This is a genomic window from Lysobacter luteus (assembly GCF_907164845.1).
In the GTDB taxonomy this organism is placed as follows: domain Bacteria; phylum Pseudomonadota; class Gammaproteobacteria; order Xanthomonadales; family Xanthomonadaceae; genus Novilysobacter; species Novilysobacter luteus.
In genome coordinates this window covers 592,932-605,000 of record NZ_OU015430.1, presented here as the reverse complement: position 1 = coordinate 605,000, position 12,069 = coordinate 592,932, and the positions used below count along the sequence as shown (strand labels likewise).

Genomic DNA, 12,069 nt, shown 5'->3' with positions numbered 1-12,069 from the left:
GCGCGCACGATGCGCAACGGCCTCAGCTTCGGCGTGCCGAACGCGCTCGAGGTGACGATGGCCGAGGCGATCACCTCGATCGTGCCCAGCTGCGAGATGGTCCGGATGGTCAACTCCGGCACCGAGGCGACGCTGTCGGCGATCCGGCTGGCGCGCGGCGCCACCGGCCGCAATCGCATCGTGAAGTTCGAGGGCTGCTACCACGGCCACGGCGACAGCTTCCTGGTCAAGGCCGGCAGCGGGGCACTGACCCTCGGCCTGCCCAATTCGCCGGGCGTGCCAGGTGCACTGGCCGACCTCACGATGACGATCCCGTACAACGATTTCGATGCCGCGACCCGGCTGTTCGACGACATCGGCGGGGAGATCGCCGGCCTGATCATCGAACCGATCGTCGGCAACGCCAATTGCATCCTCCCGCGCGACGGTTACCTGCAGCACCTGCGCGAGCTGTGCACGCGGCACGGCGCGCTGCTGATCTTCGACGAGGTGATGACCGGCTTCCGCGTTGCCCTGGGTGGCGCGCAGGAGCGCTACGGAATCACGCCCGACCTGAGCACCTTCGGCAAGATCATCGGCGGCGGCATGCCGGTGGGCGCGTTCGGCGGGCGACGCGAACTGATGAGCCAGATCGCGCCGAGCGGCCCGATCTACCAGGCCGGCACGCTCAGCGGCAATCCGGTGGCGATGGCGGCAGGCCTGGCGACGTTGGCACTGATCCGCGAGCCGGGCTTCCACCAGGCGCTCGAGGCCAGCACGCACGCGCTGTGCGACGGACTGGAGGGCGCCGCCCGCGAGGCCGGCGTCGCTTTCCACACCACGCGCGCGCCGGGCATGTTCGGCCTGTATTTCCGCGAGGGGCCGGTCGAGAGCTTTGCTGATGCGATGGGCTCGGACGCGGCACGCTTCGGCCGCTTCTTCCACGCGATGCTCGAGCGCGGGGTGTACCTGGCGCCGTCCGCGTTCGAGGCCGGTTTCATGTCGAGCGCCCACGGCGAGGCCGAGATCGCCCACACCCTGGAGGCCGCGCGCGCGGCCTTCGCCGCGATCGCCTGACCCGTCGCCAGGTCAGCCCGCGATGTAGTCCGTCAGCGCGGCGCGCAACCGCGCCAGGCCCTCGGCGACGTCGACGTCGCCGATATTGAGCGCTGGCACGAAACGCAGCACGTCCGGGCCGGCCTGCAGCAACAGCAGGCCCCGGGCGATGCACGCATCAACGATGTCACCGGCGCGGCCGGCGTGTTCGGGACGCAACGGCGCACCCAGCATGAGCCCACGCCCTCGGACTTCGCCGAACACCTTGAACTCGTCGTCGAGCCGGGCGAGCCCGTCACGCAGTGACGCCGCCTGGCGCGACACGTTCGCCAGCAACGCGGGTGCCGACAGCTCGCGCAGGGCCGCGCCCGCGACCGCGGCAGCGAGCGGGTTACCGCCAAAGGTCGTTCCGTGCTGGCCGAAACCAAGACCGTCGCTCGCACGCTCCCCCACCAGCATCGCGCCGATCGGGAATCCGCCGCCCAGCCCCTTGGCCAGCGTGACAACGTCCGGCTGCACCCCAAAGCCCTCGCAGGCGAAGAGGTGCCCGGTGCGGCCCATGCCGCATTGGATCTCGTCGAGCACCAGCAGTGCTTCATGGCGGTCGCACAGCGTGCGCAATCCCTGCAGGAACGCGTCGGTTGCCGGCATCACGCCGCCCTCGCCCTGCACCGGTTCGACCAGCACCGCGCAGACATCGCCGGCCGCCATCGCCGCCTCCGCGCCCGCCAGGTCATTGAAATCACCGTAACGGAAACCTTGCGGCAACGGCTCGAACCCCGCCTGGTACTTTGGCTGAGCGGTGGCGGCCAGGGTCGCCATCGTGCGCCCGTGGAAGCTGCCCCGGAACGTCAGGATCACTCGCCTATCGGGTGCGCGGCCCTGCGCCGTCGCCCACTGGCGCGCGAGCTTGATCGCGGCCTCGTTGGCCTCGGCGCCGGAATTGCAAAAGAAGACCTGGCGGGCGAACCCGGAAGCCGCCACCAGTGCATCGGCGAGCTGCAGGGACGGCTCGCTGGTGAACACGTTGCTGGTGTGCCAGAGCCGGCCCGCCTGCGCGGTGAGCGCGGCGTTGAGCGCCGGATGCGCGTGGCCGAGCGAGTTGACCGCGATGCCCGCGGCGAAATCGACGTACTCGCGGCCGTCGCTAGCAAACACACGCGAACCCACGCCGTGGTCGAGCACGATCCGGCCAGGGCGGTAGACGGGCAGGAAATGGCGCTCCCGGGGCTGCGATCCAGTGGTGTTCTTCATGGGTGGCGTGGCATCGTGCGGGGCGCCAATCTTCGCCGATCCCGGTCCTGCCGGCATTTGCCGCATCCAGCGACCGGCCGGCCACATCCTCCCAGCCCGACAGGAACCCCCATGCGCCTGTTGTTCACCCCGCAACTCAACCCGGCCAGCGAATCGGGTTGGCGTCGTCGCTGGTTCGACATCATCTTCCGCCACGACACGCCGCCGGCGCGCAACTTCGACCTGCTGTTGATCGTCGCCATCGTGGTCAGCGTGGTGGTGATCATGCTCGACAGCGACCCGTGGCTGCACGTCGACCACGCGCGGGTGCTGTACGCGATCGAGTGGGGGTTCACCCTGCTGTTCACCGCCGAGTACGTGATGCGGCTGCTGGTGGTGAAGCGACCGCTGCGCTACGCGCTGAGCTTCTGGGGCTTTATCGACCTGTTCTCGATCCTGCCGACCTACCTGTCGCTGCTGTTCCCGGGCAGCCAGGCGCTGCTGGTCGTGCGCGTACTGCGCATGCTGCGGCTGTTCCGCATCCTCAAGCTCACCCAGTACGTCGAGGAAAGCGGCGTGCTCATCAGCGCGCTGTGGCGGAGCCGGCGCAAGATCTTCCTGTTCGTGGTCTCGCTACTCACCATCGCGGTGATCTTCGGCGCGCTGATGTATGTCATCGAGGGACCCGAGCGTGGCTTCAGCACCATCCCCACCGGCATGTACTGGGCGATCGTGACGATGGCGACCGTGGGCTACGGCGACATTTCGCCGCAGACGCCCGGCGGGCGCTTCATCGCCTCGGTGCTGATCCTGATCGGCTACAGCATCATCGCGGTGCCGACCGGAATCTACACCGCCGAACTGGCCAGCAGCCTGCGCGAGGCCGGCTCGGGCGACGAACACCACGACCACCGTGGCTGCCCCGAATGCGGGCTCGAAGGCCACGACCCCGATGCCAGCCACTGCCGCGGCTGCGGGCACCGGCTGCCGGCGCGGATGGGGTGAGTCACCAGCGGCCGGTGTTCTCCATCGACACCCACGGCTCGCTGGGCGCGAGCGCCTCGCCCCGCTGCAGCAGCTCGATCGAGATGCCGTCGGGTGAGCGCACGAACGCCATCCGGCCATCGCGCGGCGGGCGGTTGATGGTGATTCCCTGCGCCACCAGGTGCGCGCAGGTCACGTGGATGTCGTCGACCTCGAAGGCGAGGTGGCCGAAGTTGCGCGCGTCGCCGTAGTCCTCGTCGTCGTAGTTCCAGGTCAGTTCGACCTCGGCCTCCGGGTTGGCCGGTGCGCCCAGGTAGACCAGGGTGAACCGGCCTTCCGGGTAGTCGCGCCGACGGATCTCGACCAGGCCCAGCCCGTCGCGGAAGAACCGGAGTGAGGCGTCGAGGTCGCGGACGCGGACCATCGCGTGGAGATAGCGCATGGGATGCTCCTCAGAGAAACAGGTCAGGCAGCAGCGGGCGGCCGCGCTCGACCGCGTACCCGTCCAGATCGTGCACGCCTGCCTCGCGCAGCACATCCTCGTCGATCAGGAATGCGCCACTGCGCGCGGAGGCCGGCGCGACGAGCACCGCATGGGCCGCGTCGGCGACGATGTCCGGTGTCCGGCAGCCGGCGATGTCCACGCCCGGGATCAGGTTCAACGCGTCGGTGGCGATGATGGTTCGGGGCCACAGCGCATTGATGGCGATGCCGCGCCCGGCGAACTCGGCCGCCAGGCCGAGGGTCACGAAGCTCATGCCCATCTTCGCCAGGGTGTAGCCGGTGTGCGGGCCCCACCATTTCGGGTCCAGGCTGGGCGGCGGCGCGAGGGTGAGGATGTGCGGGTTGGGGGCCTGCAGGAGCCACGGCATGCAGGCCTGCGCGCACAGGAAGCTGCCGCGCGCGTTGACCTGCTGCATGAGGTCGAACCGCTTCATCGGCGTTTCTAGCAGGCCGTGAAGCCAGATCGCGCTGGCATTGTTGACGAGGATGTCGATGCCGCCGAATGCGTCGACCGTGGCGGCGACCGCGGCGCCGACCTGATCCTCGTCGCGGATGTCGCACTTGAGCGCCAGGGCCTGGCCGCCGGCGGCCTCGACCTCGGCGGCGACGCTGTGGATCGTGCCCGGCAGCTTCGGGTTGGGGACCGAGGACTTGGACGCAATCGCGATGTTGGCGCCGTCGCGGGCCGCGCGCAGCGCAATCGCCCGGCCGATGCCGCGCGATGCGCCGGTGATGAAGAGGGTCTTTCCGGAAAGGGTGGCCATGGCGTGCTCCAGCGGGTTGCCGGCCATTGTAGGAGTCAGGGCTTGGGGCCTTGGCCTTCGTTGTCTTCCCACTTGAGCAGCCGCCGGGTCACGAACCGGTAGACCGGCTTGCCGGTGGCGAACCACGCGTCGCGCAGCCAGGAGTGCCGCTTCAGCACGCGCCGCTCCACCGGGGTGAGCGACTGCGGGCAGTACGTCCGCTTGTGCTTGAGCAGGTGGCGCAGGTCCTCGCGCGCGAGCAGGCGCATCCAGCGCGAGCGCGGATGACCGCGGACCGCGAGCTGGAAATCGATGACGCCGGGGGTACCGTCGGCCAGCACCAGCCAGTTGGCTTCCTTGGCCAGGTCGTTGTGCACCAGGCCGCGCCGGTGCAGGCCCTGCAGCAGGCGCCGCGCGCGACGGAAATAGACCAGGTCGCCGTGCGGCGGGCGCTGGTACATCGCCGCGCCGTCCATGTAGCTGCGATCAAGCCGGCGACCGTCCCAGCGCAGCAGCTGCGGCACCGCCGCCATGCCGTCGACCTGCCGCAACGCCCTCGCCTCGCGGCGTGCGAGCCACCATGCCGGTAGCCGTAGCCAGCCCGGTACATGGCCGAGGTCGCGGCGTACGAACAGCCCGTCGTCGCCGCGCATCAGCGCGATCCGACCGAAGCTGTCGGCCTTGAGCGCGGCGACTTCGTCGGCCGGGATGGATGCGGTCGCTGGCATCCGCGCAGTGTACGCAAACCATCACCATGCCCGGCGGACGGCCGCCGCGTGGGTGACCGCGACCGGTACGGGGATGCCAGCGACCTGCCGGAATCGCGTTGCGCGCTGCCATAATTGCGCGATGAATCCGGCTTGGCTCGACAGCGCGACCGCATGGATCAGCGCGCACCCCATCGCGGCCGGCGCACTGGTGTTCCTCATCGCGTTCTGCGACGCGCTGGTGGTGGTCGGCATCGTCGTTCCCGCGCTGCCGCTGCTGTTCGCCGTCGGTGCACTGATCGGCCTGGGCCACGTCAATGGACCTTATGCGCTCGCCTGCGCCGCGCTTGGCGCGTTCTGCGGCGACCTGCTCAGTTACTGGATCGGCCGCCGGTGGGGAAGCCAGCTGCGCCAGCGCTGGCCGTTCGCGCGGTATCCACAATGGCTGGATCGAGGCGAAACGCTGTTCCGCCGGCACGGGGTCAAGAGCATCGCCATCGCGCGCTTCGTAGGTGCGGTGCGGCCGTTCGTGCCGGCCATCGCCGGCACCCTGCAGATGCCCTTGCGGCGGTACGCACTGCCGAGCCTGGTGGCCTGCATCGCCTGGGCCGCGCTGTTCCTCGCGCCGGGCTGGGCGCTGGGCCGCTCGTACGACGCGGTCGCGGCGGTGGCCGACCGGTTGGCCCTGGCGCTCGGCGCCCTCGCGCTGACGGTGGCGCTGGTCTGGGCCGGCGTGCTCTACACCTGGCGCTGGTTTGCCGAGCATGCCGACCACCTGCTCGCGCGCGTGCTGCGCTGGAGCCGCGCCCACCCGAGGCTGGGCCGCTACGCGGGCGCGCTGATCGACCCTAACCGGCCGGAGTCGGCATCGCTGGCGATGCTGGCGGTGAGCCTGCTGGCCATTAGCTGGATCTGGTTCACCCTGGTCGCGATGCTGCTCGCCAGTGGCGGCCCGCTGGCGCTGGACCATTACCTGCACGACCTGATGTGGTCGCTGCGCAACCCGCTGGCCGACCGGCTGATGGCCGGGCTGGCGAGCCTTGGCGATGCACCGGTACTGGGCTCGGCGGCGGCGGTGACGCTTGCGTACCTGCTGTGGCGGCGACGCTGGATGGCCGCCGCCCACTGGCTGGCGGCGCTGGTATTCGGGCTGGTGCTGACGGCCGTGCTCGAGGCGGCGATCGACATGCCGCGGCCGCCCACCGCGCCGGCCGGCTTCGGCTTCCCGTCGGTCGCGGTGACGATGACCACCATCATCTTCGGGTTCTTCGCGGTGCTCATCGCGCGCGAATTGCCGGGCCGCAAGCGGGTGTGGCCATACCTGCTTGCGGGCGTGGTGACGACCGTGGTCGGCTTCGCCCGGCTTTACCTGGGCGCGCACTGGCCCAGCGACCTGGTCGGCGGCACGCTGTTCGGGCTGGCCTGGGTGCTGGTGCTCGGCATCGCCTACCGCAGCCACGTCGCGCGCTCGTTCTGGATGCGCCCGCTGGCGTTCCTGTTCTACGGCAGTTTCGTGGCCGCCGGCCTCTGGCATGCACCGCGCGCGGCCGACGACCTGCTGGCCCAGTTCACCGCCGCGCCGGCGACGCGCGTCGTCTCCATGGACGACTGGTGGAACAGCGAGTGGGCCACCCTGCCGGCCCAGCGCAACGAAGGCGACCGTCGGTTGCGCTGGCCATTGGACCTGCAGGTTGCGGGTCCGCTCGAACCGCTGCAGGACGCGCTGGAGCGCGCGGGGTGGCGTGCGCAACCCCAAGCGGACTGGGTTGCGACGCTGGCGCTGCTTGACGATGACCTGCCGCAGGCGCAACAGGCGGTCCTGCCGGCGACGCTCGACGCGCATGCCGAAGCGCTGCTGATGCTCCGCCCCGGCAACCGCCCGGACGAGAAGCTGGCCATCCGCCTGTGGCCGGCGCCCGCGCTGCTGGCCAACGGCACCCCGTTGTGGCTCGGCACGGCGCAAACGTTGCAGGCCAGCAAGCCATTCGGTGCCGCGGTGCTGTGGCGTCCCGTCGACGACGGCGGCGCGGCCCACGCGGTCGTACGGACACACCTGGGAGGGCTGGACGTCCTCGAGGCTCCGCATCCCGACAACGCGGTGCACGTGCTCAGGATCCGCACGCAGGCGCCGGCACGCGGCCCGGCGAAGGCCGACTAGTCGTCCGGGAGCAGCGAGAGCAGGCGGTCCAGCCGCTCGTGCGGGTCGTCGACCTGCAGCAGTTGCTGGCGCTGGATGTCCTGCAGCGGCAGCATTTCCACCAGTCGCCAGCCCACCCAGGCCGCGTCGTCGATGCGCGCATCCAGTGCGTCCGCGTGCTCGCCGCCGACCTGCTCGAGCACGCCCCGCAGCAACGTCGCCAGCAGGCCGTGTTCGGGACGCAGCGGTTCCACCGGATCAGGGTCGGCCCATTCCACCTCGGCCACCTGCAGGCCGTTGTCGCGCACCCGCAACTGGCGTGCATGGAACCGGCGCGCGCCGCGTACGCGCAGGGTCAGCAGCCCGTCGTCGCCGGTGCCGAAATCCTCGATCAGCGCCTCGGTGCCGAACGCCGCCGCCGCGGTGGTCTCGCTGCCTTCGTCACCGTCCATCAGCAGGCAGACACCGAATCCGGTGCCCTTGCGCCCGCACTCGCTGACCAGGTCGAGGTAGCGCGGTTCGAACACGCGCAGGCCCAGCGCGGCGCCGGGCACCAGCACCGTGGGCAAGGGAAACAGGGACAGGGATTCGCTCCGCATCACCACCAGCCTAGCGCAGGGCAACGTGACGACGCGGCAAAACTAGCCCGCGCGCAGGGCCGCCAGGAAGCGTCGCGGCGCCCCGTCGAAGCCGCCGTTGGACATGAACACCACGTGGTCACCCGCGCGCACCCGGTCGCGCAGCGCGGCGACCAGGGCGTCGACGTCCGGCACCGCGACGGCTTCGCCCCGCAGCTCCGCCACGACCTTTCCGGCGTCCCAGGCGAGTTCCGGACGGTGCAGGAACACCACCGCGTCGGCGTCGGCCAGCGACGGCGCCAGGGCGTCGGCATGGGCGCCCAGCCGCATCGAATTGCTGCGCGGCTCCATCGCCACGACGATGCGACCGGTGCCGACCCGCGCGCGCAGGCCGGCCAGCGTGGTCGCGATCGCGGTCGGATGGTGGGCGAAGTCGTCGTACACGGTGGTGCCGTCGTGCTCGCCGACCAGTTCCATCCGGCGCTTGACGCTGCGGAAGGCCGACAGCACGGGCAGGACCGATGCGACGTCGACCCCGGCGGCATTGACGGCGGCCAGCGCCGCCAGCGCATTCATCACGTTGTGGCGCCCGAGCAGCGGCCACTGCACGTTGCCGATGGACTCCCCGCGATGGACCACGGTGAAGGCACTGCCGTCGGCTTCCAGCAACTGCGCGCTCCAGTCGAACGTACCGCCGGGATCCATGCCGAAGGTCTCGACCGGCGTCCAGCAGCCCATCGCCAGCACCTCGGCCAGGCGCGTGTCCTCGCCGTTGACGATCAGGCGCCCCCGCCTTGGCACGGTTCGCACCAGGTGGTGGAACTGGCGCTGGATCGCAGCGACGTCCGGGAAGATGTCGGCATGGTCGAACTCGAGGTTGTTGAGGATCGCGACCAGCGGACGGTAGTGGACGAACTTGCTGCGCTTGTCGAAGAACGCGGTGTCGTACTCGTCGGCCTCGACCACGAACTCGCGGCCGCCCCCGACCCGCGCCGACACGCCGAAGTCCTCGGCCACGCCGCCGATCAAGAAGCCCGGCTCGCGCCCGGCGGCCTGCAGCAGCCAAGTCAGGATGGTGGTGGTGGTGGTCTTGCCGTGGGTGCCGGCGACCGCGATGGTGTCGCGCCCCGGCAGTACCCGCTCGCTCAGCCACTGAGCACCGGAGATGTAGCGGCGGCCGTCGTCGAGCACCTGCTCGACAGCGGGGTTGCCGCGCGAGAGGGCGTTGCCGACGACGATCTCGTCGCAGTCTGCGGAAATGTTGTCGGGCGAGTAGCCCTGGCGCAGTTCGATTCCGAGGGTTTCGAGCTGGGTCGACATCGGCGGGTAGACCGCCTGGTCGCTGCCCTCGACGACGTGCCCGAGCTCGCGCGCCAGCGCGGCAACGCCGCCCATGAAGGTACCGGCGATGCCGAGGATGTGGAGTTTCATCGGGGGTGGGCGGTCAACCGACCGCAGGCACCGGCCGCAGCGCCTCCACGATGCGGGCGAACACATCGTCGAGCGAACCGACGCCGTCGACCACGCTGAGCTTGCCGCGCTGGCGGAAGAAGTCGACCACCGGCGCGGTCTGGTCGTTGTAGACCTGCAGGCGGGTGCGCACCGATTCCGGGCTGTCGTCGGCCCGCCCTTCCGCGGCGGAGCGGCCGGCGATGCGCTCGACCAGCATCTCGGTCGGCACCTCCAGCTGCACCGCGGCGTCCATCGGCTGGCCGATCCGCTCCATCAGCGCGTCCAGCGCGTCGGCCTGGGCCAGGTTGCGCGGGTAGCCATCGAGGATGAAGCCGTTGCGGGTGTCCTCCCGCGAGAAGCGGTCTTCGAGCATCCCCAGCAGGATCGCGTCGCTGACCAGCTCGCCGCGGGCCATCACTTCCTTCGCTTCCAGCCCGAGCTTGCTGCCGGCAGCGACTTCGGCGCGCAGCAGGTCGCCGGTGGAGATGTGCGGCACCTGCAGGTGCTCCTTGAGCCGCGCCGCCTGCGTGCCCTTGCCCGAACCGGGCGCGCCAAGAAGTACCAATCGCATGTGTCGCTCCTGGAAACCGAAGATCCGAACCCCGCCCGGCCGGTATCGCGCGGGGCACATGGCGTTGAACCTGCTGGCGCTAGACTCGCGCCAACTGTCCACCTGCCGGGGGCAAACGGCGCCCAGTTTACCGCATCCCGGCCCCCACCCTGGAAACCACATGGCCTCGGGAACCCTGCTTTACGCCCAGTCCGGCGGCGTCACCGCCGTCATCAACGCCACCGCGTCGGCGGTGATCCAGTCGGCACGCGCCCGCAAGGTCAAGGTGCTGGCCGCGCGCAACGGCATCCTCGGCGCGTTGCGCGAGGAACTCATCGACACCTCGAAGGAGTCGATCAGCGCTATCCGCGCGCTCGCGCACACGCCCGGCGGCGCGTTCGGTTCGTGCCGGGTCAAGCTCAAGTCGCTCGAGGACGACCGCGCGAAGTACGAGCGCCTCCTCGACGTGCTGCGCGCGCATGACGTGCGCTGGTTCCTCTACAACGGCGGCAACGACTCGGCCGACACCGCGCTGAAGGTTTCGCGCCTGGCCAGGGAGTTCGACTACCCGCTGACCTGCGTCGGCGTGCCAAAGACGGTCGACAACGACCTGGCGGTGACCGACTGTTGCCCCGGTTTCGGCTCGGCGGCCAAGTACACCGCAGTGTCGGTGCGCGAAGCGGCGCTGGACGTCGCGGCGATGGCCGACACCTCCACCAAGGTGTTCGTCTACGAGGCGATGGGGCGGCACGCCGGCTGGCTGGCCGCAGCGGCTGGCCTGGCCGGCAACGGTCCGGACGAGGCACCACACCTCATTCTGTTCCCCGAGCGGCCGTACGACGAGGCGGACTTCTTCGCCAAGGTGAAGGCCACGGTCGAGCGGGTCGGCTACTGCGTGGTGGTCGCCAGCGAGGGCATCCAGACCGCCGATGGCCGGTTCGTCGCCGACGCCGGCGGCGGCAAGGATTCGTTCGGCCACACCCAGCTCGGTGGCGTGGCCTCGCACCTGGCGGGCCGGGTCAAGGATGCGCTTGGATACAAGGTGCACTGGGCGCTGCCGGACTACCTGCAGCGCTCCGCCCGCCACGTCGCCTCGAAGATGGACCTGCAGCAGGCGATCGCGGTCGGCAATGCCGCGGTCGACTACGCGCTGGCCGGCATGAATGCGGTAATGCCGGTCATCGTGCGCACGTCCGAGGAGCCGTACCGCTGGACCATCGAGCCAGCGCCGCTGACGAAGATCGCCAACCGCGAGAAGAAAATGCCGGCGGGCTTCCTGCGGCGCGACGGTTACGGCATCACCCAACGTGCGCGCCTCTACCTGGAGCCGCTGATCCGCGGCGAGGCGCCACCACCGTACGGCCGCGACGGGCTGCCGGCCTACGTGTCGCTGAAGAACGTCGCGGTGAAGTCGCGGCTGGCGCCCTGGGCGGGCTGAGCGGGGTGGGCGCCGGCCCGATCAGTCGCAGCCCTGGCCTTCCACCGTCATCGACGCGGCGAACGTGGTGACGGTGGCCAGCTTGTCGGCCTTGGCGGCGGCGGCGGAATCACCCAGGTAGATGCGCGCGCGGCCCTGGGCATCGAGTGCCGGCGGCGCCGCATCACCGGGCTTGCGCCAGACCTCGACCACCGCTTTCCGGGACGGGCAACCGGCGCTCGGGACACTGATGCGGTCATTGAGCAGCCAGCCGTCGGCGGTCGACGGCTTCGCGTCCGCCGCGTCGACGAAGCGCGCGCGCGGCTGGCAGTTCGGACTGGTGCGCACCACGGCGAACCGGTAGGGCTCGGCGGCCTCGCCGGTGAACATGCCTTCCAGCCGGGCACAGGCCTCCGGGATCGAACGCAGGGTGTGGGCCGCCCCGACGGCCTGGGCGGACGCCTCGGGGCGGTCGATCTCGGGTTCGGCCGCGAACGCGCCGGTAGCGACCAGCGTGGCCGCGGCAATCATCAGGACAGTGGGGCGCATGGCGGGCTCCGGGGAATTCGTCGGGCGAGGCTCGCATGCGCCGACTGAATGTCCCGTCGACAGGCGCGGGGGGCGCTGTGCCATAGTCGCGCTGTTGCCGGCGGTTCAGTTCGCCGTGCCAACCAAAACCGAATGTGCGGCAATCCGAAATTCCACTTAGTCCACTTCATTCATTGGGGG

At 70.3% G+C, this 12,069-nt stretch carries 12 protein-coding genes (1 of these 12 cut by a window edge); 4 read left to right on the top strand and 8 right to left on the bottom strand.

Annotated elements, in window-relative coordinates; translation table 11 throughout:
- Positions 1-1,056, top strand: partial view of a glutamate-1-semialdehyde 2,1-aminomutase gene (hemL, locus tag KOD61_RS02815; protein WP_215219562.1) — the 3' portion only. It extends 231 nt beyond the left edge of the window; the window shows 1,056 of its 1,287 coding nt (coding positions 232-1,287); its start codon lies off the left edge, out of view; its stop codon occupies positions 1,054-1,056.
- Positions 1,057-1,068: 12 nt separating this feature from the next.
- On the opposite strand, the gene KOD61_RS02810 is transcribed toward hemL, so the two are convergent.
- Positions 1,069-2,289, bottom strand: coding sequence for an aspartate aminotransferase family protein (locus KOD61_RS02810; RefSeq protein ID WP_215219561.1), 1,221 nt, complete (start codon positions 2,287-2,289; stop codon positions 1,069-1,071).
- Positions 2,290-2,400: 111 nt separating this feature from the next.
- On the opposite strand from KOD61_RS02810, the gene KOD61_RS02805 reads away from it, so the two are divergent.
- Positions 2,401-3,273 carry an ion transporter gene (locus KOD61_RS02805; protein WP_215219560.1) on the top strand — a complete coding sequence of 291 codons (873 nt, stop codon included), beginning with the start codon at positions 2,401-2,403 and terminating at the stop codon, positions 3,271-3,273.
- Between the two features lies 1 nt (position 3,274).
- Here KOD61_RS02805 and KOD61_RS02800 read toward each other — a convergent pair whose 3' ends face one another.
- Genes KOD61_RS02800 through KOD61_RS02790 form a run of 3 tightly spaced genes read right to left on the bottom strand, consistent with a single transcriptional unit; the run spans position 3,275 to position 5,227 of the window.
- The gene (locus KOD61_RS02800) at positions 3,275-3,694 is read right to left on the bottom strand and encodes a VOC family protein (protein WP_215219559.1); all 420 of its coding nucleotides are present in this window, start codon (positions 3,692-3,694) and stop codon (positions 3,275-3,277) included.
- A 10-nt stretch (positions 3,695-3,704) separates the two neighbouring features.
- Entirely contained in the window at positions 3,705-4,520 is an 816-nt protein-coding gene (locus KOD61_RS02795) for an SDR family oxidoreductase (protein ID WP_215219558.1), read from the bottom strand.
- Between the two features lie 35 nt (positions 4,521-4,555).
- On the bottom strand, positions 4,556-5,227 hold the full coding sequence (locus KOD61_RS02790) for a protein kinase family protein (RefSeq protein WP_215219557.1): 672 nt from the start codon (positions 5,225-5,227) through the stop codon (positions 4,556-4,558).
- Between the two features lie 121 nt (positions 5,228-5,348).
- Here KOD61_RS02790 and KOD61_RS02785 point away from each other — a divergent pair, with 121 nt between their 5' ends.
- Complete coding sequence (locus KOD61_RS02785) at positions 5,349-7,364, top strand: bifunctional DedA family/phosphatase PAP2 family protein (protein ID WP_215219556.1); 2,016 nt, start codon at positions 5,349-5,351, stop codon at positions 7,362-7,364.
- Here the strand turns inward: KOD61_RS02785 and KOD61_RS02780 are convergent.
- The 3 genes from KOD61_RS02780 to KOD61_RS02770 are packed head-to-tail and all read right to left on the bottom strand — an operon-like array spanning position 7,361 to position 9,944.
- The gene (locus KOD61_RS02780) at positions 7,361-7,942 is read right to left on the bottom strand and encodes an LON peptidase substrate-binding domain-containing protein (RefSeq protein WP_215219555.1); all 582 of its coding nucleotides are present in this window, start codon (positions 7,940-7,942) and stop codon (positions 7,361-7,363) included. The genes KOD61_RS02785 and KOD61_RS02780 overlap by 4 nt on opposite strands.
- Positions 7,943-7,984: 42 nt before the next feature.
- Positions 7,985-9,352: a UDP-N-acetylmuramate:L-alanyl-gamma-D-glutamyl-meso-diaminopimelate ligase gene (gene mpl / locus KOD61_RS02775; RefSeq protein WP_215219554.1), complete on the bottom strand. Its 1,368-nt coding sequence runs from the start codon at positions 9,350-9,352 to the stop codon at positions 7,985-7,987.
- A 13-nt stretch (positions 9,353-9,365) separates the two neighbouring features.
- Positions 9,366-9,944: an adenylate kinase gene (locus KOD61_RS02770; RefSeq protein ID WP_215219553.1), complete on the bottom strand. Its 579-nt coding sequence runs from the start codon at positions 9,942-9,944 to the stop codon at positions 9,366-9,368.
- 160 nt (positions 9,945-10,104) lie between these two features.
- Here KOD61_RS02770 and KOD61_RS02765 point away from each other — a divergent pair, with 160 nt between their 5' ends.
- Positions 10,105-11,361: a 6-phosphofructokinase gene (locus KOD61_RS02765; protein ID WP_215219552.1), complete on the top strand. Its 1,257-nt coding sequence runs from the start codon at positions 10,105-10,107 to the stop codon at positions 11,359-11,361.
- Positions 11,362-11,382: 21 nt separating this feature from the next.
- Here KOD61_RS02765 and KOD61_RS02760 read toward each other — a convergent pair whose 3' ends face one another.
- Positions 11,383-11,889: a hypothetical protein gene (locus tag KOD61_RS02760; protein ID WP_215219551.1), complete on the bottom strand. Its 507-nt coding sequence runs from the start codon at positions 11,887-11,889 to the stop codon at positions 11,383-11,385.
- Positions 11,890-12,069 lie beyond the last annotated feature (180 nt).